General features: G+C 54.7%; 22 protein-coding genes and 1 tRNA gene. 14 read left to right on the forward strand and 9 right to left on the reverse strand.

From position 1 onward, the window contains the following. Nucleotides 1-10: 10 nt before the first annotated feature. Nucleotides 11-988 carry an RNA methyltransferase gene (locus QA596_10435; GenBank protein ID MDG5767884.1) on the reverse strand — a complete coding sequence of 326 codons (978 nt, stop codon included), beginning with the start codon at nucleotides 986-988 and terminating at the stop codon, nucleotides 11-13. A gap of 105 nt (nucleotides 989-1,093) precedes the next feature. Between QA596_10435 and QA596_10440 the strand changes: the two genes are divergently transcribed. Next, nucleotides 1,094-3,109, forward strand: a complete 2,016-nt coding sequence (locus QA596_10440; protein ID MDG5767885.1) for a hypothetical protein — start codon at nucleotides 1,094-1,096, stop codon at nucleotides 3,107-3,109. 120 nt (nucleotides 3,110-3,229) lie between these two features. On the opposite strand, the gene QA596_10445 is transcribed toward QA596_10440, so the two are convergent. The 5 genes from QA596_10445 to QA596_10465 all read right to left on the reverse strand — a co-directional run bounded on the left by QA596_10445 (nucleotide 3,230) and on the right by QA596_10465 (nucleotide 8,206). Further along, nucleotides 3,230-4,753 (reverse strand): aminotransferase class V-fold PLP-dependent enzyme, encoded by a 1,524-nt coding sequence (locus tag QA596_10445; protein MDG5767886.1) that lies wholly within the window; start codon nucleotides 4,751-4,753, stop codon nucleotides 3,230-3,232. Nucleotides 4,754-4,886: 133 nt separating this feature from the next. Further along, nucleotides 4,887-5,687, reverse strand: a complete 801-nt coding sequence (locus QA596_10450; protein MDG5767887.1) for a DUF3078 domain-containing protein — start codon at nucleotides 5,685-5,687, stop codon at nucleotides 4,887-4,889. Nucleotides 5,688-6,075: 388 nt separating this feature from the next. After that, the gene (locus QA596_10455; GenBank protein MDG5767888.1) at nucleotides 6,076-6,993 is read right to left on the reverse strand and encodes a DUF3078 domain-containing protein; all 918 of its coding nucleotides are present in this window, start codon (nucleotides 6,991-6,993) and stop codon (nucleotides 6,076-6,078) included. A 226-nt stretch (nucleotides 6,994-7,219) separates the two neighbouring features. Then, nucleotides 7,220-7,750, reverse strand: coding sequence for a phosphoribosyltransferase family protein (locus tag QA596_10460; protein MDG5767889.1), 531 nt, complete (start codon nucleotides 7,748-7,750; stop codon nucleotides 7,220-7,222). Nucleotides 7,751-7,756: 6 nt separating this feature from the next. Next, nucleotides 7,757-8,206, reverse strand: coding sequence for a hypothetical protein (locus QA596_10465; protein ID MDG5767890.1), 450 nt, complete (start codon nucleotides 8,204-8,206; stop codon nucleotides 7,757-7,759). A 92-nt stretch (nucleotides 8,207-8,298) separates the two neighbouring features. Here QA596_10465 and QA596_10470 point away from each other — a divergent pair, with 92 nt between their 5' ends. The 11 genes from QA596_10470 (at nucleotide 8,299) to QA596_10520 (ending at nucleotide 17,449) form a co-directional block, all read left to right on the forward strand. After that, the gene (locus QA596_10470) at nucleotides 8,299-9,663 is read left to right on the forward strand and encodes a DUF2851 family protein (protein MDG5767891.1); all 1,365 of its coding nucleotides are present in this window, start codon (nucleotides 8,299-8,301) and stop codon (nucleotides 9,661-9,663) included. Nucleotides 9,664-9,717: 54 nt separating this feature from the next. Next, a tRNA-Gln gene (locus QA596_10475) sits at nucleotides 9,718-9,788 on the forward strand. 99 nt (nucleotides 9,789-9,887) lie between these two features. Continuing rightward, the gene (locus tag QA596_10480) at nucleotides 9,888-10,820 is read left to right on the forward strand and encodes a ribose-phosphate pyrophosphokinase (protein MDG5767892.1); all 933 of its coding nucleotides are present in this window, start codon (nucleotides 9,888-9,890) and stop codon (nucleotides 10,818-10,820) included. A gap of 20 nt (nucleotides 10,821-10,840) precedes the next feature. Continuing rightward, complete coding sequence (locus QA596_10485; GenBank protein MDG5767893.1) at nucleotides 10,841-11,512, forward strand: 50S ribosomal protein L25; 672 nt, start codon at nucleotides 10,841-10,843, stop codon at nucleotides 11,510-11,512. A gap of 11 nt (nucleotides 11,513-11,523) precedes the next feature. Then, nucleotides 11,524-12,081: an aminoacyl-tRNA hydrolase gene (gene pth, locus QA596_10490; protein ID MDG5767894.1), complete on the forward strand. Its 558-nt coding sequence runs from the start codon at nucleotides 11,524-11,526 to the stop codon at nucleotides 12,079-12,081. Between the two features lie 52 nt (nucleotides 12,082-12,133). After that, on the forward strand, nucleotides 12,134-14,350 hold the full coding sequence (locus tag QA596_10495; GenBank protein ID MDG5767895.1) for a sodium-translocating pyrophosphatase: 2,217 nt from the start codon (nucleotides 12,134-12,136) through the stop codon (nucleotides 14,348-14,350). A 111-nt stretch (nucleotides 14,351-14,461) separates the two neighbouring features. Further along, nucleotides 14,462-15,355: a hypothetical protein gene (locus QA596_10500; protein MDG5767896.1), complete on the forward strand. Its 894-nt coding sequence runs from the start codon at nucleotides 14,462-14,464 to the stop codon at nucleotides 15,353-15,355. 107 nt (nucleotides 15,356-15,462) lie between these two features. Beyond that, complete coding sequence (locus QA596_10505; GenBank protein ID MDG5767897.1) at nucleotides 15,463-15,804, forward strand: TM2 domain-containing protein; 342 nt, start codon at nucleotides 15,463-15,465, stop codon at nucleotides 15,802-15,804. A gap of 14 nt (nucleotides 15,805-15,818) precedes the next feature. Continuing rightward, the gene (locus QA596_10510; protein MDG5767898.1) at nucleotides 15,819-16,232 is read left to right on the forward strand and encodes a DUF2752 domain-containing protein; all 414 of its coding nucleotides are present in this window, start codon (nucleotides 15,819-15,821) and stop codon (nucleotides 16,230-16,232) included. Nucleotides 16,233-16,253: 21 nt separating this feature from the next. Continuing rightward, nucleotides 16,254-16,700 (forward strand): DUF4870 domain-containing protein, encoded by a 447-nt coding sequence (locus QA596_10515; protein ID MDG5767899.1) that lies wholly within the window; start codon nucleotides 16,254-16,256, stop codon nucleotides 16,698-16,700. Continuing rightward, entirely contained in the window at nucleotides 16,697-17,449 is a 753-nt protein-coding gene (locus tag QA596_10520) for a M48 family metallopeptidase (protein MDG5767900.1), read from the forward strand. The genes QA596_10515 and QA596_10520 overlap by 4 nt, the downstream gene beginning before the upstream one ends. Here the strand turns inward: QA596_10520 and QA596_10525 are convergent. Beyond that, nucleotides 17,424-18,176, reverse strand: coding sequence for a class I SAM-dependent methyltransferase (locus QA596_10525; GenBank protein MDG5767901.1), 753 nt, complete (start codon nucleotides 18,174-18,176; stop codon nucleotides 17,424-17,426). The two genes, QA596_10520 and QA596_10525, sit on opposite strands and share 26 nt — an antisense overlap. A gap of 324 nt (nucleotides 18,177-18,500) precedes the next feature. Here QA596_10525 and pyrF point away from each other — a divergent pair, with 324 nt between their 5' ends. After that, nucleotides 18,501-19,361: an orotidine-5'-phosphate decarboxylase gene (pyrF, locus tag QA596_10530; GenBank protein ID MDG5767902.1), complete on the forward strand. Its 861-nt coding sequence runs from the start codon at nucleotides 18,501-18,503 to the stop codon at nucleotides 19,359-19,361. A gap of 12 nt (nucleotides 19,362-19,373) precedes the next feature. After that, nucleotides 19,374-19,823, forward strand: a complete 450-nt coding sequence (gene rnhA / locus QA596_10535; GenBank protein ID MDG5767903.1) for a ribonuclease HI — start codon at nucleotides 19,374-19,376, stop codon at nucleotides 19,821-19,823. A gap of 226 nt (nucleotides 19,824-20,049) precedes the next feature. On the opposite strand, the gene tsaD is transcribed toward rnhA, so the two are convergent. Together tsaD and QA596_10545 are read right to left on the reverse strand one after the other, a co-directional pair. Beyond that, nucleotides 20,050-21,063, reverse strand: coding sequence for a tRNA (adenosine(37)-N6)-threonylcarbamoyltransferase complex transferase subunit TsaD (tsaD, locus tag QA596_10540; protein MDG5767904.1), 1,014 nt, complete (start codon nucleotides 21,061-21,063; stop codon nucleotides 20,050-20,052). Further along, complete coding sequence (locus tag QA596_10545) at nucleotides 21,063-21,986, reverse strand: hypothetical protein (GenBank protein MDG5767905.1); 924 nt, start codon at nucleotides 21,984-21,986, stop codon at nucleotides 21,063-21,065. The genes tsaD and QA596_10545 overlap by 1 nt, the downstream gene beginning before the upstream one ends. Nucleotides 21,987-22,252 lie beyond the last annotated feature (266 nt).

Here is a 22,252-nt window from a genome sequence, read left to right on the forward strand (position 1 = left end):
GGGCATTACCCTAATCGGCGGCCAACCGGGCCATAACGATAGCAGCCGCCACCGAGGCGTTGAGGCTCTCAATCCCGTCTTCATTTCGGAACATCTCTTGCGGCTTTCCTTCGTTCCTGCGCCGAGCATCAGCTCCCTCGGTATCACCGTTCTGGTTACTGTCGCCATCAGGATCCCTGCTGACCTTCGGCTCATCTACCCGCTGTTCCGAGGCCGACATACTTCCCGGAACCCGGTCAATCCGGATTCGCCCGAAATCCTGTCGGAGAATAGCTTCATCAATTCCATTTGCCTCATTCCCGACGACAATCATTTGCCGCTTCCCTTTTTTTACCGACTGATACGACACCGATCGGTCACCGGCGTCCAGCACAAGCACCTGCCAACCCATTTGGGCAGCATCCAACAAAAACGGGGGCAAGTCAGCCTCCACCCAATCCAGAATACCGGTAGCGCCGGCTGTACTGCGAACGACTTTGGGATGAAACAGGTCAACGGTACCGGGTGCCGTCACAACCCCTTTCAATCCGAACCAGACCGCTGTTCGAATCATGGTTCCAAGGTTACCCGGATCCTGCACCCGGTCAGCTACCAGTACGATTCCCTCTCCATCAAGCATTTCGGAGTTTTTTTTCGGAGGCGGAATCCGGCAGACCGCCATCACACCCTGAGCTGTTTCCGTATCGGACAGCCGTCGCATTTCCTGTGCCGAAACCGAGCGTTTCGGTATAGCCTTGTGCAAAATTTCAGGAATATCGGCAAGCGGGTGGCCCTTTCGGGCGGATCCGGCCATCTTCTCCCCATCTTCCGAATTGAGTTGCAGCTCAACAATCAGCTGCTCGACCGAAAGAATCCCGTTCAGAAGTATCTGTCGCACTGTCCGCTCCCCTTCGGCGACAAACCGTCGCCGGCGGTGCCGTTCCGGGCGCTTGCGCAGCTGCCGCAGTTCGTTAATCTCCTTTTTGGAAAGCCGGTGATATCTGTCCATGGACACAAGTATACCAATTTTTGAAGATCGTAATAATAGCTATTTTATCAGGATTGCAGCCTCTTCCGGCCATGCTGCGCCGGATGACACAACCAACCGAATCGCTTGAAACAACACATTCCAATACCGGAATTCAGGAGGAAGCTTGTTTTCGGCAGCGCAACGAAAGCACTGGCATGGGTGCCCGTTTCCCTGTTGCTGGTTCTGATGTGCATGCAGACGGCATATTCATCAGAACCCTTGCTGGCGGGAGAAACACGATTCAGCCGGCAACTGGACGCGATGCGCTGGCACTACTTTGGCAACCTGGCCATATCGGAAGGCAATTTCAGGCTTCAGCTCGACAACACATTCACCTCCAGGCTTTTTCTCTCCGACGGCGAGGCACGGAACATTCAGGATGAAAACCGAATGAACCTGAATTTGCGCCAATGGATAAACGACGGCTGGGCCCTGGACGGGGAGGTCCGGTCATACAACTTTTCCACAACAGACCTGCGGCAGGATATGGGCCATATCGGTATCCTTTTCAACCCGCACGAAGAGATTGAATTATCGGCCATGGGCGGTGTGATGAGTGATCAGCGGGGGGATCGGCTCGATCAGGGTTGGTCGGGGCTTTTCAGAGCGCGCAGCCGACCATTCACGGTCGGTGATTTTACATTTCATCCCGGTGCAGAGGCTCATTATGCCCGGATCAGTCCCCGCGAGTACTCGGTTTTCAGGCTGCATTCCGACAACCGCTATCGTCTGGATAATTTCGTTATGCAGGCGGATGTGACATTGAGCAGCGGGAGGCGTGAAAGTTATCAACCCAGCAGTTTTTTCAACCGTGATCTGACCAACATCATCGAGTCTATCCGAAGTGATACGACCGCACTGGACCTTAATATCCGGGTTCCGATTACCGATGAAGCCGGCCTGACCATCAATCTGTACACATTGAGCAATACCAGGTATGTGGAAAGCCGGCCGATCGAGGATGAAGTTGAAGGCAATATCTTCGACACAAGGACGCAGCGACAGGAGGTAATGCTAAGATCGGCAATGGATTACCGTCTCGGGCGCAGCAGACTCTCCGCAGGGTTCAATTTCGGATATATCAACCGGGGTTCGCGGCTCATCAACACCGAATCGTTCCCGGAGGATCAGATCACACGGCGCAATGAGATTCTCAGAAACTCGAACTTTGACCAGAGCCGGCTGGAAGTCTTCACGCAGAACCGGTTCCGGTTATCCGACCGGAATGAAGTGACCATCCGCGCGCAGTCCGGCATCCTGCGGTACGACACTCCGGAAATCAACCAGGACGACCGGGACGAGCTGAGCCACCAGCTTCTCATAACGACACGACACCTTTTTTCGCCACATTTTGACCTCACCGTCAGAGCGGGAGGGGAAGCGACACACTATGTATATCTTTCCGCCGCAAGAAGCATGGAAAATAACTGGCGGAGATCCATCCGCCTCGCGCCCTCCATCCGGTGGCAACCCTTCCGGCGACTGGAAATCCGGCAAAGCCTGCTGGTTCGGGCCAATTATACCGTCGAGGATTTTGAAATTGAAGGGCGTCCCAAAAATGATCAGTCATCACGGGAACATGCCATGCAGACGGCCGTCGACCTTGCCCTGACCGACGGGTGGAGAGTGGAAATGAACGGGTCTCGAAGCGAACTGCGGGTCGGGCGCCTGTTTTGGGATACTTTTGAGGAGATGCCGACCGACACTCTCATCACCTATGATTCGAACCTGATGATAGTTCGTGAGACCGGAAGGCACCGAATCGGGGTTGGCGGACGCTTTTTCATGCGGCGCGATTATCTTCCCCAGGCGACTCTCACCACGGAGATTCCCAACCAGGATGGAGTCATGATCCCCGTAAGCAGAACCTCGCCGGGGCTTCAGGTCAGTCGTCAACTGGGACCAAGCGTCGATATCGACCTGCATTTTTCTTCAGGGAACCGGCTGGTCGTCCGGGGATGGCTGCAGCGGCAGCGTGTGCGTCGAACGCTTTATACCACGTATGACGAGGAAATCCGTGACGCGTTCCGCAGGGAAGAGCGCCGAACCACCGGCAGAACATACCCGAACCTTGAGATCAGGGCGATATTCGCGTTTTAGACGGCGGGACGAACGATTCTAACCACACGTCGGACCGGCACTGCCAACGGTGTGCACATTTTCATCCGCCAAAATGCCAATTACGGAAAACCCGCTGCCGGCCAACAGCTAACGGCCCTGTCAGGATTCGCGGCGACTGGTTACTTCGTACAATCTGTGCAAGCGACGCACCATTTCGGGGATGAAGTCAAAATGTTCGGGTTTCATCAGCACAGTTCGCAGGACCGTTACCTTTTCACTGTCTGCAACAAGGCCGGGAATCAGGCGTTTCACCTCGTCAGCAGCCATCTCCAGCGTACTCAGGTACAAGCGGTGTTCGGGGTCGGCCTCCATGCCCGCCTTGAAAATCGCAACCGACCTGCTGCTTACCCCGGTGCAGTGCAAGTGCTCTGTAACCGGAACAAACACCACGATATCCAGCTCGGGCCGCATTACCGGCTGGAATACGGTGGAGCTGTCGAGCCGGGAATACAGCGACTGCGCCGCCCGAAGGCTCAGCGACAACCGGTGTGCAAACTCCGGCATCGGTCCGGTCTGTCCGGTGGCAGGCGATGCGGATCTATCATCTGCCGGTCCCGAAGACGTTACGGTCCGGAATTCGGAGTTGCTCTCTTCTGCTGTGCCGGGTGGCTGCATCCGATCCGCCGCATCAGGCTTCGCCGCCGGAATCAGGGGCAAAAGCCGAAGTGTAAACCAAAGGGCAACGGCGGCTGATCCGGCCCGGGAGCATTCCAGGCTGATTTCTCCGAGGTGCAGGTCATCCGAAGAAAAATAGGTGTAGGGGGAGTCGTGTTTATAAAAGCGTCCGACAGCCGGATCCCGGAACAGAACCGATCCGCAGCCATAGGGCTGGAGGCCATGTTTATGCGGATCGATAACCAGACTGTCTGCATCGGCAAGCGCCTGCCACGGATCGGGGTTCAGCAGGCCGCTGTCTCTCAGCAGATGAAAAAAACCGCCATAGGCAGCATCCACATGAACGCGCGCGTCATGGCGTCGAGCCCACTCCATGATACGGTGGAGCGGCTCCACCCTTCCGGTTCCGGTAGTTCCAAGGGTTACGACCACGGTTCCGGGCAGTGTGTCGGTTTCATTCAGCAGGCCGGGATCGGGCAGCCCGTCATCATCATCCGGGATAATAACGACGGGGTGATTCAAAAGCCTGCACATGCGCTGGTGGGTATAATGCGCGTTTCCGGAGACGGCTACCGGCCGGTGGGGATGCAGCTCCCGGGCCACCCACAACGCTTCCAGGTTGGCAATGGTACCGCTGCTGGTCAGATGACCGATCGCATCATCCGGAAAGCCGGCAAACGATTTCAGTTGAGTGATGACCTCCTTTTCCATTTCAGACGACTCCGGTCCGCCGTCCAGCGCATGGTTATTCGGGTTGATGGTCATGGCCAGGGAATACGCCAGCCAGGCGGCAGGATGCGGCGGCTTCAGCATTTGTCCGGCGTATTCCGGGCGGTGGAACGGGTAGTGCGATGCAAGCCGGTCTATCAGCAGTTTCAGTTGCTCATCAAGCGCTTGATCGGGAATCGGCAGTTCATTGAAGCCATCGGGGGTACGGCCATCCGGAAACGATGCTTTCAGCCGATCCAGCAATTCGGCAAGTCTGGAAGAATACTCATCGGGAATCATGCAAAAAACTTTGGGGGATACTGAGGTTCGGATTCGGTCAACGTCGCGCTTCGCAGCCGACTCACCCAACCTGGCCGGCATTTGCGTCCGTCAAACCGGTGTGATACACATTTCGGCCAGATAACCGATGCAGCTACATGAACCGGTAATTGATGCCGACAGAGAGAATCTGTCGGATTTGGAGCGCTTTGGTGATGTCGTCATTGTACTGGAGAGAAAACTCGAAATTGGTGGACAGGTAGTTGTTTATGCGGCCGACAAGCTCATTTGTAAGCACAAAATCGGTGTTCAGTAAACTTTTCTGCAGGTTACTGAATGTTTCGAGGTGTCCGGAGTAGGATACATTTTCCCATATTTCGCGTTCATACTGGAAGATAAGCGTGAAGCCGGCTTCATTACGGAACCAGTCACCTTTATCGAGGCCGTATCGTTCAGAGAGCGAGGTATCGCTCATGAATGTTTGCCGAAGCGAGATACCGACGGTTACTTCAAAATAGCTGTCGGGGTCAAAAGAGAGGCCCACGGTTTCCGTAAGCGTTCCGGGTGCCATAAAGCGGGACTGCACATTCTCGTAACTGCTATCGTACCCTTTATCGAACTGTGTTTCGAAATTCAGGTTGGCGGTCAGGCTGAAGCGATCGTCCCCAAAGCGTCGCTGAAACTGATTTCTGATGCGAATCAGGTCTTCGCTTTTTCGAAAATCACCCCGGTTCAGTCGGGTTTGACCGTACCTGAGGTTAACGCGAAACCCGTACTGGTAGACCCCTTCGGTATAGACTCCGGCAAAAACAGTATTTGCCACAACGGCGAGCCGGTCGACCCCGCCCTGGGCCCATGACCGGTAATAGGCTTGAGAACCGTCTAGTCCGGCCCGAAAGCGAAGATCCCAGGACCCCTCTTCTTCGGTTTCCGCCAGCAAATCATCGGTCGGCATCGGCAGTTTCTGTCCCTTCGCCGGAAAGACAGCGGCAAAAAAAAGAAACCCGATAAAAAAAATAACATGCCAACTGCGCATGGTCGGAAGAGCTCAATTCTTGTCGTAAAATGATGGTTGTGACGGGACGGGAAGCCCCGTGTCCGGGCTTCATCTCATCGCTTCACTTACCCTGAAAACAATATCTGATAACGACTTGGATAGAACGATCATCGGGATGGAAGACATCAGAAGCCGGGTGCGATAATATACTAATTCCACTGCCCAGTTGCGGAGATAACTTGCCGTCAAATGTCAAATTAATTGCGGGCGCCCGAACTTCCGGACACGCCTGGCGGCATCACCCCGGACAATGACCATTATCATCCGGCAGAATCAAAAGAAAGAATCAATCTCCGAAAAAGTTGTAACTGATTCCGACGGAGACAATTTGTTTAATCTGGAGCTCTTCGGTCACATCGTCATTATAGGCAAGTGAAAACTCCACATTGGCGCTGATATACCGGTTGATCTGGCCGGTGATTTCATTCACAAACAGCACATCGCTCGACAGCAGGCTTTTATTGATATTGGTGAATGTTTCCACATATCCGGAATAATAGATGCTTTCCATGATCCGGCGATCATATCCGATCAGCAGTGAAAAACCGGCTTCATTCCTGAAGGAATCGCCGGGGTTGAGTCCGTATCTGGGTGACAGGTCCGTGTCCGTGACAAACGTCTGCTTCATGGCAAGGCCCGCTTCAAAACGGAGATTACGGTCCGGGTTATACCTTAAACCAAGAGTTTCCGTAAGATAGGCAGGTGCCATGAACCGGGAGACCATAGTTCGGGTTTCTCCCTCAGCGGGTACCGGATTGTCATATCCCTTGTCGAATTGCGACTCAAAATTCACATTAAAAATGAAGCTGAACCGTTCGTCCCGAAAAAGCCTCCGAAACTGATTTCGGATTCGGATATGGTCATCGCTTTTCACAAAATCGCCGTCACCAATTCTGGTCTGCCCATAGCGCAGGTTGACTCCCAGCCGATACAGCAGGTTGTTTTTTTGGTATTCGCCGGAAAAAGCGACGGTTCCAAGCAACGAGAGATTATCCGTACCACCCTGGCTCCAGTTTCGGTAGGTGGCCTGAGAGCCGGTCAGCGATGTTCTCAGGGCGATATCCCAGTGACTGGTATCTGCCGGGGCGGCGGGTTTGGCCGGATTTCCTGTATCCGGATTTGGCACCGGCTCCACCTGGGCGTAAAGTGGTGACGTGCCCAACAGAAAAAAGCAGGCAATGGCAAAAAATGAAGAAAATTTCATAGTTCAGGTAATTTGACAGAGGTGGCGCCTATGCCGGGCAAGCTACAATGATCGATGCGCTTGTGCAAACAGAATGCCCACCTGCAACTGCCCTAATCAAGGTAAAGCCCCGGGACGGTGCCCGCTTCAAAGTAGCGCTATGGGTGGAAAAGAGGCTTTCGCCGAACTTGTTGCGTTAGAAACTTAAGACCGCCGGCCGTTCAACGCCGGACGTTACCCGGACTGATCACTGCTCATCGGCGGTTTCCAGCCAAACCCCTTCGGGGACACCGGATTCTGAAAAGCTGCAATGCACGTGCTCCTGAAGCTTGGTGGGGCAGTACAATCCGACGTACTGAATGTTGAGGGGGTAGTGACGGTGTCCGCGGTCGACCAGAGCTGCCAGCGTGATGTCCGCAGGATGCTCCCTGCCGGTAATTTCGAGCAGTGCGCGGTACATGGTCTTGCCGCTATACATCACATCATCGACGATAACCACCCGTTTTCCGCTTACCGGCGGATTAGACACGTTATGGGATTCCTTGCCTGTGTGATCTTTGACATAGATGGGATGGGCGATAATTTCCGTGTCGTAAATTTCGGAGAGCTTCACGGCAAGCAGTTTCGACAGTTTGTAACCGCGGCTGTCGATCCCGAACACCACGAGCTGATCGGATCCTCTTGTGTGCTCGTAAATCTGATAGGCAATCCGGGTGATGATCCGGTCAATCCGCGCCGGACTTATCAGCAAATGGCTTTTGTGTTCGGAATCGGACACGATACCTTACTGGAACATGGATTTGATACTGCCCCATGTCTGACGGGCGGCATTGGTGGTATATTCCTGCATCTCCGTCTCGGCGGATATGACCCCGCCATTTTTGAGGCCGGCATTGAGACGGTAAATCACCCCTTCGGTTGAAGCAGCCTGACTGCCTGAATCTTTGAACAAATCTTCATCGATACATTCAAAACGTCCGCCCCCGAGATCCCGGATACAGTCGTTGATCATCTGTGATTTGTTCCCGTTGCTGGTAATTCTTCGCTGAAGCGTGATGGAGGATTCGTCAACTGCCGAAACATCGGCAAACTCCCAACGCACCACCATGCGATAATCTCCCCCGGGTTCGGCATCAAATCGCACCAGATGCGGATTGGCAGCCTGGGTCATCGCAAGCATCAGAAAGGCAGCGATTGCAACAAAAGGGAAGTAAGTAATTTGTAAGGACTTCATCTGCGGAATATCCGGTATGAAACAGTGCCTGTTCTAATAGTTATAGATGAATGTACGAAAATCAAATGCAAGATAGCAACAAACAGTGAATAATGGACATCATCCGGGAAAACTTTTTCCACTTCTTGTGGAAAAACATTCATTTCGGCCACACCGACCTGAAAACCACGATGGATGCCGGTATCCGGATCATTCATCCAGGCCATCAGAACAGCGGTGACGGCCCTGACTACCGCTTTGCCTGTATCAGAATGGGTGGCCTTCGTTTTCACGGGGATGTGGAGTTGCACAAAAAAGCATCCGAATGGTACCGGCATGGCCACCATCGCGATGAGCGTTACAATCGCGTGATTCTTCATGTCGTGATACACAGCGACCTGAATGGCAGTGATGTGCACACAGCCGGCGGAGCCCCGGTTCCCACTCTGGAATTGCGCACCTCTCTGCCGCCGTCACTGTCCAGGCTGTGGAGAGCATTTCACAGGCCGGTTGCCCTGCCATGCAGCGGCCTGGTTCAGATCATACCCGATTCCAGGTTTCGCAAAATCACCGACGGTTGGGACCGGCGCTATTTCCGGCACCGGCAGGATCGGTTGCTGGATCTCTACCCGGCGGACAAGCCCATGACAAGGGCATGGACGGAGATGCTGATCAGGGCGGTATTCCAGGGCCTGGGTTATCACAAAAACCAGGATAACATGCTCAGACTGGCTGATTTCATCCTTGAGTGGATTCCGCAATTCCACAATACCGCAGATCTGACAGCATGGTTGTGCCGCACACCGGACCTGGCCTTGCCGGCGAAACCGGATCATCCCCAATCGGGTGAAAACAATTTGTTCGCGGGTTCCGGACAGAGCAAACAACCTCCGCACGAACAACATCCCGGAAGGTCCGACAGCGACCGTAATCACGCGGTGCAAACCCTGTCCCGCCTCCTGCTCCACAAGGCCGGGCTTGCCCATGGCGACAACAGCCAACGCGAACAGTCCATTCTAAAACGGCAGGAATGGGACTTCAGTGCAACCCGCCCGGCGAATCAGCCGCAGAATCGCATCCGCCAGGGGGCCGAGTTGTATTGTCGCATCCAAACGGTCAAGATGCAGAAATGGCTGACCGAATCGCCGGATGCGCTTTGGAATGAACTCTGCCGGCTGGAGCATGCCCCGGCTATCGGCAAAAACCGGCGGGACGTACTGCTGCACAATGTGGTACTTCCGGCAGTCCATCTGCTGAGCCGCTGGCTGGATCACCCCAAACAGGTCCGTGCTGTCGACAGCCTCTGGGAAAGCCAGCGCATCCCTCTTCCGTCCCATCCCCGGAAAATCTTCATTGAGAGCGGATTTCCCCCAGGAAAACACTACTACAAACTTGCAACATTGCACCATTTCAAGTATACCTGTTCACAGAAGCGGTGCGACGAATGTGAGGTTCTGAAGTATTTGGCTCAAGCTTGACTTGAGGCATAACATTTCCTAAATTTGGCATCTGTTTCTGAAACAGAATGGATTTGCCCGGTCGTCTAAGGGTAGGACAGCTGGTTTTGGTCCAGTCAGTGGGGGTTCGAATCCTCCCCGGGCAACTTAAATTCCCGTTTTTTTAAACTCACGACCTAAAAGGATGACCCCTCCGGTTCCATCCTTTTTTAGTATTCACCGACTAAAGGCGTTGCGAAAAAGTCTTGGACAAGCCACTAGCCATATTTGCTGGCAGGAGTAACCTGGCACTTGCCCGTGCCATTGCTGAAAAATACGGTACAAAGTTGGGAGCGGTTACAATAAAGTCTTTTTCTGACGGTGAGTTGTATATCAAGTATCAGCAAAGCATCCGGGGTGCCGATGTGTTTATCGTGCAATCCACACCTCCGCCCGGAGACAACATTATTGAGTTGCTGTTGCTGATCGATGCTGCCAAGCGAGCTTCCGCACACCGCGTCACTGCCGTGATCCCCTATTTCGGATATGCCCGGCAGGACCGAAAGGATCAGCCCCGGGTCTCCATTGCTTCCAAATTGTTTGCGAACCTGCTCTCGGAGACAGGTGCCGACCGGGTACTTACCATGGACCTGCACGCTCCCCAGATCCAGGGTTTTTTCGACATTCCCCTGGACCATCTCTATGCCAGTTCCATCTTTGTGGAGTATTTGCATAGCAACCCCATAGAAGATCTGGTAGTTGTCGCCCCGGATGTTGGAAGCCTGAAAATGGCCCGTTCCTACTCCAAGCGCCTGAATGCCGGTCTGGCATTTGTCGACAAGCGTCGTCCGTCCCAGAATGTGGCGGAAGTCATGAACATCATCGGTGAGGTGGAAGGAAAAAACATTCTGCTCATTGATGATCTCATCGATACGGCCGGCACCATCACCAATGCCGCAACCGCGTTGAAATCACGGGGTGCCAAAAAGATTATCGCTTCCAGCACCCACCCGATCCTTTCAGGGCCGGCCTATCAGCGAATTGAGGACTCTCCGATTGACAAGTTCCTTGTAACCGATACGGTTCCTCTCAAGAAGCCGTCGGACAAGATCCATGTTTTGAGTGTAGCAGGCCTGTTTGCAGAATCCATCCGTCGCATCTATACCGACGACTCGATTAGTACTTTATTTGATGATTAACCCTTAAGAGTTTCCGAATCATGTTAAAACCACAAGTCATAACCGTTGAAGCAAGCGACCGTCCCAAGGGCAAATCCGCACTGAAACAGATGCGTGCCGACAAGCTGGTGCCTGCCGTGGCCTATGGCCCCAAATTGAAAAAGAACCTGCATGTCACCATACCGGAACTGGAGCTTGAAAAAGTTCTTGCCGCCAACAAGAAAACCCTGATCAAGCTGGTGCACGGCAAAAAAGAGTATCATACGCTGGTACAAATGGTGGAATACCATCCGGTAACCGACCGGCCGCTGCATGTCGACCTGTTCGCCATGGAAGAGAAGACCCCGGTCACCATTGAAATTCCGATCCGTCTTACCGGTACCCCTGCGGGTGTCACCGAGGGTGGACGGCTTTATCAGCCGCTGCGCCGGATTATGGTACAATGCCTGCCGAAAGACATTCCCGCCGAAATCGTACTGGATATTGCCGACCTGAAAATCGGTGATACCATCGATGTGGAAAGTATTGATGTCGAAGGAGTCGAACCGCTGCGGGCGTCCTTCCGGACCATCGCCGTTATTCGTCCGCCGAAGGGTGGTTTGGATGAGATCCTCGGTCTGGATGAAGAAGAGGATGAGAAAGACGAAGAGGGTGCAGAAGAGGCCGAAGGCGCAGAAGCGGAATCCGCATCTGAGGAAGAAAGCGATAGCTAATCTGTACGATCATGCCACTTATTGTGGGCCTTGGCAATATTGGCGACGCGTATGAGGGTACGCGTCACAATATTGGTTTCTCTATTATCGACCGCCTTGCCGGAACGCTTTCCGCCGGAATGGAGCCTACCGACGGACCCTTCATCCTGGGTGTCGGGCGGTTCAAGGGGGTCAAAACCATACTCATCAAGCCCACTACCCTGATGAACAACAGCGGCCTGGCGGTATTACGCGCCTGCCGGATGTACCATTATCTTCCCTCCGACATACTGGTCTGTTACGACGACATCAACCTGCCGACCGGCAAAATCCGGCTGCGCCCCGAGGGTGGTGCAGGCGGCCACAACGGCATCCAAAGTATTATTGACCATCTGAAGACCGAGAGCTTTCCCCGCCTGAGATTTGGAATCGGAAATGAATTCGATCGGGGGCAGCAATCCGAGTATGTCCTGTCACGCTTCACTGAAGAACAGGCGTCCCCTGTTGCCGAAGGTGTGGAGAAAGCGCATGACGCCTGTCTTACATTTATTCGCGAAGGTATTGTCCACGCAATGAACGCTTACAATTGATTGGATTTTCCAGTAAAATGTAACGCTACCGAAACCACAAATCATTAATGCCATGCAAACAATTCTTTATCTGATACCGCTTGCCGGTATCATCGCACTATTATTCACCTACCTCAAATCAAACTGGGTAACCAAACAGGATACCGGAACCGACAAAATGACCCGGATCGCGGGCCACATCTATGACGGTGCCATGGCTTTTCTGAAAGCGGAGTACCGGGTTCTTGCAATATTTGTGGTCCTGGTCGCCATTCTGCTCGGTGTACAGGGGTACATTACTGAAGAGTCCCACTGGATGGTCTCCCTGTCGTTTGTGGCAGGCGCTCTCTGCTCCGGCCTTGCCGGCTTCATTGGAATGCGGGTCGCCACCAAAGCCAACGTCAGAACCGCCCATGCCGCCCGAACCAGCCTTAACAAAGCCCTCGGCGTCGCTTTCTCCGGTGGCTCTGTCATGGGCATGGGTGTCGTCGGACTCGGCGTACTTGGTCTGGGTCTGCTTTTCTGGCTCTATACCAACGTATTCGGATTCATCCCCGCACACGAAACCGATGCAGACATGCAGATGGTTCTGGCACGGGTGGTAACCGTCATCACCGGGTTTTCTTTTGGCGCGTCATCGATAGCGCTTTTCGCTCGTGTCGGCGGCGGTATCTATACCAAAGCGGCTGACGTAGGGGCCGATCTCGTTGGAAAGGTGGAAGCCGGCATTCCCGAAGATCACCACCTCAACCCGGCAACCATCGCCGATAATGTAGGCGACAACGTCGGTGACGTAGCCGGTATGGGCGCCGACCTGTTCGAGTCATTTGTCGGTTCGATTATCGCCGCAATGGTACTCGGCGTGGTATTCATGTCGTCGCAGGCATTTGTGGAAGAATCGGTATTCGGCAGCATGAGCGGGGTAATTCTGCCGCTGGCCATGGCCGGTTCGGGAATCATCATCTCAATCATCGGGACCTTTTTCGTGCGCGTCAAGGAAGGCGGCAACCCGCAAACCGCTCTTAACATCGGCGAAGTGGTGGCTGCCGGTATCCTGATCGTCACCTTCTACTTCCTGATCACCTGGATACTTCCCTCCAGCTGGACCTACACCGATGCACTTTACGGTGTAGAGCGCACCATTTCGGCTCATGGCGTCTTTTTCGCCTCCATCATCGGACTGATTGCCGGACTGCTCATCGGCTTTATCACCGAGTATTTCACCGGCGTCGGTAAAAAGCCGGTAATCAACATTGCACGGCAGTCTATTACCGGCCATGCCACCAATATCATCGCCGGACTGGGTGTGGGTATGATGTCAACCGCCCTCCCGATTCTGATCATCGCAATCGCGATTATGACCGCCTTCCAGTTTGCCGGCCTTTACGGTATCGCCATTGCCGCTGTCGGTATGCTCTCCACCCTGGGCATCCAGCTTGCAGTGGACGCCTACGGTCCCATCGCCGACAACGCCGGCGGAATCGCCGAAATGGCGGAGCTGCCTCCGGAGGTTCGTGAACGCACCGATCAGCTGGACGCGGTTGGAAACACCACCGCCGCTATCGGTAAAGGCTTTGCCATCGGCTCCGCCGCTCTCACCGCCCTGGCACTTTTCGGTGCCTACATGACGGCGGCCGATATCCAGGTCATCGATATTTCCCAGGCCGGAGTTATGGCCGGGCTTTTCGTCGGCGGAATGCTGGCCTTTGTCTTCTCGGCACTCTCCATGGGTGCGGTCGGCCGTGCCGCCATGTCCATGATCCAGGAGGTACGCCGCCAGTTCCAGGATATCCCTGCTTTGAAAGCGGCTCTGGATGTGATGCGCCGCAACGAAGGCAAGGACCAAAGCGAATGGTCGAGTGAGGACCTGGAAACCTTCAATAATGCCGAGACTTCCGCCGAATACGGCAAATGTGTTGAGATTTCCACCAAAGCCGCTCTCAAGGAGATGGTGCTGCCCGGCCTTATGGCGATCGCCGTGCCGGTCATCGTCGGCTTCGTATTCGGCGCCGAGGCACTTGGCGGACTCCTTGCCGGTGTGACGGTTTCCGGTGTGCTGATGGCCCTGTTCCAGGCCAATGCCGGCGGCGCATGGGACAACGCAAAAAAGATGATCGAGGCCGGTATCAGCTTCGACGGCGTCACCTACAACAAAGGCTCGGACGCCCACAAAGCGGCCGTCACCGGCGATACGGTCGGCGATCCGCTCAAGGATACATCCGGACCCTCACTGAATATTCTGATCAAGCTTATCTCGGTTGTAGCGCTGGTGATTGCCACCGCGTTATAGTCGTTGCCGAATCGCGAGTACCCATGCAGCGCCACTCGTGAACGCCTTTCAATCGGCGAGAAAACATGAAGCCCCGGGAATCTTTTCCGGGGCTTTATTTGTATTAGGGGCATGGATATTCTCAAAATCATCTTTGAACACGACATGACGCTGGAGCATCTCTCCGGCAACAGCGACCCCCGCAACAGCAACCGGGAAGCGACCCTCGAATCCTTTTTTCATCCACAGCAAACCTATAACCGCTACTATTTTACCGGAACGCGTCTGCCGGAGCAGCGCTTCGGATTCAACGCGCTGCACGCCTTCCCGGAACTGCTGGAGCGGCTGGACCAGCTCATCACTCCCAGGAAACCCCGCGATCCGGCACATTTTGGCAACATCACTCACGATACGGGGCGAACGGCTCCCGGAGCCACTTCCGGGGACTCTGTAAAACCCGGTTCCATCCCGAACCCCAACGCTGTGCAGAATGCGGATAAATCTCCGGATATGTCCTCTACCGCACAGCATGCCGCCGGATCCCCTGCAACCGGCACCTCCCCGGGCAGCGGCTCAGGATACACTCAAAACGACTGGTACTGGCATCACACCAATGGCACCCGGTACTCCTCCCTCTCACAGGCGTTCCAAAATCTGAAACCGGCGGAGGTGCTGGTCGGTGGCACCCATCATCCCGACAAACAGGCGATGGCGGCAATGGAGGCCGATCCACAGACCGGCTTGCGTGAACGTTTCAAACCACTTACACACCTCCTGGACAACGACCATCCGGTATTCATCGCTGAAAAAGCCCACCATGGCACCGACCTTCATCTGTTCTCCCGCCATAATTTGTATGAGCCCATTTTCAACACCTTCCGTGACGCCACCGGCCCCGGCCTGCGTTACTTCAGCATCAACGGCAAGAGGGTTTCCGGCGAACGCCATTTCTATTTCGAAACCTGGACGCTGAACCGCCCTCCCCATGGCTTTCAGGAAGTTACCAAAGAAGCTCGCCTGCGCTGACCTGCAATTTATGCTGTTATTTTAAACTTTATGAATGTATTATCGTAGGCATCAGCATGCAGACAACCACTTATCCGGCAAGCGGCCGATAAACGGAGGGAATGATCATGAACGAACAAAAAGTGGACATGTTCATCATGTCCAACAGCAAGTATTTCGAGCCTTATCACCTGGAAACCTTGCGGCAAAACCTGCTCAAGGCGGAGGAATCCAGGTTCAACCGAATTCAGGTCACCAGTTTCAAGGATCCCACACTCGCCCTGGTAGTCTCCCTGCTGGGCGGACCGCTCGGCATCGACCGGTTTTATATTGGGGATGTCGGACTCGGAATCGCCAAACTGCTTACCTGCGGCGGTTTGGGCATATGGACCTTCGTGGATTACTTTCTGATTATGGGCCGCACCCGCGAAGCCAACTTTGAGAAATATCAGGAGTTGATCTACTTTTAGGCTCCGCTACGATCATGCTGAAACGCAATCGGTTATATGGACTGATTCTGACTCTCAGTGTCGCAGCGGGCGCGTTGCTGTTGTACACCGGCTTGTCAGCGGGCCAAGGTTCTGAAGTCATAATATGCCCGTTTAAACTCCTTACCGGCATGCCCTGTCCCTCGTGCGGTACTGCAAGGGCCGTCCTTCTAATAACCGAAGGCGATCTTTTCACTTCCGTTATGATGAACCCGCTCGGCATTCCAGCCGCCATCGCCCTCCTGGTAACACCAGCCTGGGTAGCCGCTGACCTGCTGCGTAACAGCGACAGCCTCTTCCGGGCATTTCGCGAAACCGAACGGTTTATTTCAAGCCACAAGTGGGCGGCCTTCCTGCTGGCAGCCCTCATATCCGCCAACTGGATATGGAACTTCACAAAAGGGCTGTAACCACGCCATACTGTCATCGCCATGCTCTATCACACTGAATTCCCTTACTCCCCGGACGATACGGAGCGTGAAAAAGCATCCAACAGCTACCTGATATCGTTGATTGCCATCATTGCCGGCGCACCCATGCCGTTTGTCAATCTCCTGGCTACGCTCATTTTTTACCTTGGAAACAGAAAGGGGGCCTATTTCACAAGATGGCACTGCACCCAGGCCATGATGTCACAAATCACGCTCTTTTTTGTCAATGCCGCTGCCGTCGGCTGGACGGTGCACATTTTCATCGGCGGCGGCACATTGACCAACGTCTATATCGCTTATCTGATCACCGCGCTGCTGGTCAATTTGATTGAATTTGTGATGACCATCTACACCGCCATCGCGACACGCAGGGGCCGCCATATTGAGTGGTGGTTTTGGGGGGCGCTGGCCAATACTATCTGCAAACCGGAACGGAGCACATCATGAAAAAGGCAGCCCTTCAATTCCTGGTCGCGCTCGCCCTGTTTGCCGGTGTCTGGTTTGCCCTTAGCCACATCGACTTCACCGGCGGCCGGTCACTTGAGACTCCAGGAATCGAAGCCAGGGAAAAAATCGGGGCGATCCTGTTCCGGCATCTGGAAGCGCAGTTTCCATCGTCACAAAATGACTCTCTGCTTGCACTGCTTGATGAAACCCATCACAACCTGTGCCACGCCAACGGCATAGACCCGGCATCCATTGAGGTTCACCTGTTGGAAAATCCCGCTGTGAACGCAGTCGCTCTTCCCGGCAGGCGTATCGTGTTTTTCACAGGATTGACAGACATGTTCGATCATCCCGGAGAGCTTGCCGGAGTCCTTGCGCACGAAATCGCGCACATCGAGGAAAATCATGTGCACGACCGGATGAATCGCGAAGTGGGGATTTCTGTCATGTTAACCATCAGCGGACTTGACGGGGCGCCGGAAGCCATTGCCAACCTCATGCGCATCATCAACTCATCGGCTTACAGCCGCTCGCAGGAACGCGAAGCCGACAATATGGCCGTAACCTATCTTCGGGAAGCGGAAATCGACCCCGTCCACCTGGCCAACCTGCTGCTGCGTCTCTCCGCCGAACAGCGGCGCGATCAGGCACGGGTGCCGGACTGGATCCGGTCGCACCCCGATCCGCGCCATCGGGCCGAAACCATCTTCAACCAGCTGGAGATCACTCCGGACGACGGGCAACCATAAGCTGGCGCTGACTGGATCTCTCATCAAACTCCTGACCCTGGTACCCGCCGTAAAAACGGATATCCTCCAGTTTCAGCTCTCGAAAACGCTCCATAAACCACTCCGGGCCGTACAGTTTTACACGCTCCTGATAGCGCTGCTCCTCATGGCCGTGTTCCCCGCTGAAGGCGATGGTCTTCACCACCATATCCCCCTCGATACTTCTTGAGATATCACAGGCCAGTTCGCCAATCCCGGTCTGTTCCCGCGGCACCAGGTTGTCAACCGTGAACCGGGGATTGAGAAAATCCATCACCAGAACGCCGCCGGGAGCGAGATTTGCCGCCATATTCCGCATCACGGAGAGGTTATCGGCATCATCATCAAAATATCCGAAACTGGTAAACAGGTTGCACACCAGCTGAAACGGCCCGTTGCGAAAAGTGCGCATGTCCCCTACCCGGAAGGTGAGGTTCTCGAGGCGGGCGGCATCTGCTTTCCGGCGGGCCTTGCTGATGGCCCTGGTGGAGAGGTCTACTCCGGTAACATGGTATCCGTGTCCGGCCAGCATCAGCGAGTGGCGCCCACGGCCACACCCTATGTCCAGGGCACGGAGATATTGATGGGGAGGAAACATACCGGCAATCCAGTTCACCAGGCGCGCGGCCTCTCTGTCATCGCGTGCGGCGTACAACTTCTCATACAACGGGCTGTCAAACCACGATTCATACCAGGCTTTGGAACTCATAAAAGCAGCTTATTGCATAATGATTCATCCGGTGCTCCGGCACCGGCATCAGGGATCATGATCAGGCGGCCAGGCTTTTCTCATTTGCATCTCACCCGGTATGCACGCGCTTGCCACACATCATCATCCGACAAAGCATATGAAATCGTGTGCGGATTGCGGCTCCGGCCATCGGCACCTGAACAGCTTTCTGAAAGTGCGGCAGATCCAGTGCGTTACAAGATAGACCAATTGGCATAAAAAAAACGCCAATATTTGATTACTTTGCCCGCTTTTACCGGGATTGTCGTATTTTGCTGCGATAACCTTTGCAGACAAAGCAACATGACATACTCCGAAAAAATTCTGAACGCGGTACGAGGTTCCCGGTCTGTGCTATGCGCGGGCATCGATCCGGTGCCCGAACAATTTCCCCCGGTCATCCGAAACAGCGGGCAGCCGGAACGGGAGATGGCAGCCACGTTTTGCCGCACGCTCATCACACAGACCAAGGCGCATGTTGCGGCGTACAAAATCAATACCGCTTACTTCGAGGCACTCGGTCCGGATGCATTTCATGTTTTGAATGATGTACTGGACGCCATCCCTTCCGGAAAAATCATTATTGCGGATATCAAGCGGGGCGACGTACCGCACACCAATGCCCGGTACAAAACCGCCTTCTTCGACCGCTTCGGATTTGATGCGGTCACCCTGTCACCGTTTATGGGACTCGATACCATGCTCCCTTTTCTGCAGGACACGGAGCGGGCGGTCTATGCGCTGACGCTCACTTCCAATCCCGGAGCCTCGGACTTCATGACACAGCCCTTTGGAGGCCGTCCGACGTTGAGCGAGTATGTCGCCGATCAGCTTCAAAAACTTTCGGAGACGTGTCCCGGCACACTGGGCATGGTAATCGGAGCAACCCAAAGCGATCTTTACAAACCGGTGATGAGGGCTTTTTCCGGGGCACCGCTTCTGATTCCTGGCGTGGGTGCCCAGGGGGGGTCGGTTGAAGAACTATCCGCGGCACTGCAGCGTCATCGCGGGGTTCCGCTTATCAATGTGAGCCGCAGCCTCTCCGCCTTCAACGCCGATGCTCCGGAACCATGGGACCTTCAGATCGCACTCAATGCCGGACGGCTGAATGGCACGCTGGAAGCCATCGCCGCCCCCCATATCCATCCAGCCGACAACAGCTAATCTTAGGGGCCGATGCCGTCAAAAAAACCACATATCACGATTTACACCGACGGTGCCTGCAGCGGAAATCCAGGGCCGGGGGGATGGGGCGCGCTGCTGGAGTGGAACGGGAAAGAAAAAACGCTGAGCGGCGGTGAACCCCATACCACCAACAACCGCATGGAGCTGATGGCGGTCATCCGGGCGCTTGAAGCGCTCAAAAAGCCGTGTCGTGTTTCCATACACAGCGACAGTGCGCTCATTGTGAATGCTTTTACCCAGGGCTGGGTGGACAACTGGCTGCGCAGGGGATGGAAAAAAGCCGACAAAAAGCCGGTGGAAAACCGTGACCTCTGGGAACAGCTGCTAACCGCCATGGAACCGCACGATGTGGAGTGGGTCAAGGTCAAAGGCCACTCCGACGATCAGCGCAACAACCGGGTAGATCGGCTTGCAGTGGAAGCGTGTAAAAAAATTCAGTAGTCCGGGAGCGGTGCGGCAATCCTGGAACGATGCGAAAACTCAGGAATGGTGCGGCGATCCTGGAAGGATGCGAAAACTCAGGAGCAGTGTGGCAAACCGAGCGCGGTGCTAAAAACCAGAAATGGGCTAAAACCCGGGGAGGATGCGACAACTCGGGAGCGGTGCGACAACCCTGGTGCAGTGCGGCAATTCAGGAACGGTGCAGCAATCCGGGAACCGGGTCCTGTCACGACACTTTTTCCCACTGATGCCGGGCATAGGGTTTCAGCGTCAGATCATCCAGCATACCCTCGCCGGCTTTGAACCAGCCGGTTACAGCGATCATTGCGGCGTTGTCGGTACAGTATTTTGGATGGGGGATGTGGAGGGAGACGCCCATATCGGCGGCCATTTTTCGGGCTTTCTCCCGCAGCATGGAGTTTGCGGAAACCCCGCCAGCAATGATGGCGGAGGATACACCGGTCTCGCGGATCGCCTTGCGCAGTTTATGAATCAGTACATCGGTGATGGCCGCGGAAATACTGGCACATAAATCATTCAAATGGCGAATCAGGAAATCCTGCCGCCGGTTTTCGGGAATACTCTGGATATAGTAAAGCACCGATGTTTTGAGTCCGGAGAAGCTGAAATCCAGCCCCTTTTTCATCATGGCCCTCGGGAAATCAAAAAAGTCGGAGTCGCCGGATGCTGCCAACTGGTCGATTCGGGGTCCTGCGGGGTAGTCCAGCCCCAGCAGTTTTCCGATCTTGTCGAATGCTTCGCCGGCGGCATCGTCGCGTGTCTGTCCCATCAGGATGTGGTTCAGCGGTCGCCGGACATGAAAAATCTGGGTGTGGCCACCCGAGACCACCAAGCTCACAAAAGGCAGCTCCGGTTTTTCGTCAATAAATGTGGCGTAGATATGGGCGTCAATGTGATTGACTCCAATAACCGGTTTGTTCCACTGGATGGAGAGCCCTTTAGCGAAACAGAGTCCGACCAAAAGCGATCCCATGAGGCCGGGCCCTTCGGTGACCGCTATGGCATCGATATCGTCCGGTGTCACTTCCGCCCTGGCCATCGCTTCCAAAACGGTATCCCAGATAACCCGTTCATGGGCCCGAGAGGCCAGTTCCGGAACGATGCCACCGAAAGCGGCGTGATCTTTTTGGGAGGCAATGACACTGGAACGCAGCAGCCGCCCGTCATATACTGCGGCGGCCGTTTCATCGCAAGAAGACTCTATGCCCAGAATGGTCATTACTGTCTGATAAATACACCGGGGTTGCCGCCTGCCACAAGCAAACCGGCGCTGCACCCTACAGCGTAAATCGGGTGCTCGGACAAGCCCAGCGAATCCCAGGTATCTCCGTTGTCAAGGGAACGGAAGACGCCTTCCCGCGTGGCGGCAACGAGCACATTCTCATGGGTGATGACCAGGTCGTACAGTTCGAGTCCGGAGAGGCCGTTATCCGCTTCTTCCCAGTTCTCGCCACGGTCTGAAGAGCGGTAGATCCCGGTCTGGGTAGCTGCGAACAGGACGCCGTCGTCGTTGCTGATGATCGCCCGGGTTCTGACCGGTGGAAAATCCGACTCCGCTTCCGTCCAGGTCTCACCCCTGTCGTCGGAGCGGAAGATGCGGTTGGTCACTCCGGCATAAATTTCGCCGTCGGGGTGACTCCCAAGAGTATAGGCAAACTTGAGAGGAATCCCCTCATTGGCGGCTGTCCAGGACATGCCCTCATCATCCGAAATATAAATACCACCGACAAGAGTAGCGGCGATCAGCCGGCCGGATTCATGAACCATAATCGACTGCACGCGCGTTTCATCCATGCCTCCGGATGTTCGGCGCCAGCTCCGCCCGTTATCCCTGGAGCGGTAGACCCCATCCTGTGTAGCGGCAAAAAATGTTTCCCCGACAGATTTGGCAAATCCGAATACTGAAACACCATCCAGGTTGGTTTGGAGCCAGTTCTCGCCCTGGTTAGAGGTAAAATAGACGCCGTGGCTCAGCGTCCCGGCCAGAATGAGACCGTCGGGGCCGACATGAAGAGCCTGAACCGATCCGCCGTAGGGTCCGTCGGTATGGTTCCAGTCATCGCTGTTCATGGCCTGTGCACGGTGCGCAGATGCACCTGCAACAATGACAATCAGTAGCAGTATGGTCATTAAACGTGGCATGAGTTTCTCAATTTTTAGCTAATGGTTACCGGATGCATCACCGGGCCGGCCGGCCGTTTCGCAATACGATAAGGCAGTCAGGTGATTCATCCGAAAGAAATGTTTCCCAGATTGGTCATGGAGAATAGTGGCCGGGTGCCGGGCCATCGAAACGTTTCTGGTCCCGCTTCACACCGATCATTTTCGAAAGATACAGATTACGCTCAAATAAACGAATGAAATCGCAACTGTTTCCGGTTTAAATATTGCCCGGAACATAATACCTT

The sequence above is a fragment of the Balneolales bacterium ANBcel1 genome, from assembly GCA_029688905.1.
Lineage (GTDB): Bacteria > Bacteroidota > Rhodothermia > Balneolales > Natronogracilivirgulaceae > SLLW01.

Coding starts and splice junctions, on each gene's coding strand:
- QA596_10435 (MDG5767884.1), bottom strand. CDS start 988: ATGGACAGATATCACCGGCTTTCCAAAAAGGAGATTAACGAACTGCGG.
- QA596_10445 (MDG5767886.1), bottom strand. CDS start 4,753: ATGATTCCCGATGAGTATTCTTCCAGACTTGCCGAATTGCTGGATCGG.
- QA596_10450 (MDG5767887.1), bottom strand. CDS start 5,687: ATGCCGACCGATGATTTGCTGGCGGAAACCGAAGAAGAGGGGTCCTGG.
- QA596_10455 (MDG5767888.1), bottom strand. CDS start 6,993: ATGAAATTTTCTTCATTTTTTGCCATTGCCTGCTTTTTTCTGTTGGGC.
- QA596_10465 (MDG5767890.1), bottom strand. CDS start 8,206: ATGAAGTCCTTACAAATTACTTACTTCCCTTTTGTTGCAATCGCTGCC.
- QA596_10470 (MDG5767891.1), top strand. CDS start 8,299: ATGGACATCATCCGGGAAAACTTTTTCCACTTCTTGTGGAAAAACATT.
- QA596_10485 (MDG5767893.1), top strand. CDS start 10,841: ATGTTAAAACCACAAGTCATAACCGTTGAAGCAAGCGACCGTCCCAAG.
- pth (MDG5767894.1), top strand. CDS start 11,524: ATGCCACTTATTGTGGGCCTTGGCAATATTGGCGACGCGTATGAGGGT.
- QA596_10495 (MDG5767895.1), top strand. CDS start 12,134: ATGCAAACAATTCTTTATCTGATACCGCTTGCCGGTATCATCGCACTA.
- QA596_10500 (MDG5767896.1), top strand. CDS start 14,462: ATGGATATTCTCAAAATCATCTTTGAACACGACATGACGCTGGAGCAT.
- QA596_10505 (MDG5767897.1), top strand. CDS start 15,463: ATGAACGAACAAAAAGTGGACATGTTCATCATGTCCAACAGCAAGTAT.
- QA596_10510 (MDG5767898.1), top strand. CDS start 15,819: ATGCTGAAACGCAATCGGTTATATGGACTGATTCTGACTCTCAGTGTC.
- QA596_10515 (MDG5767899.1), top strand. CDS start 16,254: ATGCTCTATCACACTGAATTCCCTTACTCCCCGGACGATACGGAGCGT.
- QA596_10520 (MDG5767900.1), top strand. CDS start 16,697: ATGAAAAAGGCAGCCCTTCAATTCCTGGTCGCGCTCGCCCTGTTTGCC.
- QA596_10525 (MDG5767901.1), bottom strand. CDS start 18,176: ATGAGTTCCAAAGCCTGGTATGAATCGTGGTTTGACAGCCCGTTGTAT.
- pyrF (MDG5767902.1), top strand. CDS start 18,501: ATGACATACTCCGAAAAAATTCTGAACGCGGTACGAGGTTCCCGGTCT.
- rnhA (MDG5767903.1), top strand. CDS start 19,374: ATGCCGTCAAAAAAACCACATATCACGATTTACACCGACGGTGCCTGC.
- tsaD (MDG5767904.1), bottom strand. CDS start 21,063: ATGACCATTCTGGGCATAGAGTCTTCTTGCGATGAAACGGCCGCCGCA.
- QA596_10545 (MDG5767905.1), bottom strand. CDS start 21,986: ATGCCACGTTTAATGACCATACTGCTACTGATTGTCATTGTTGCAGGT.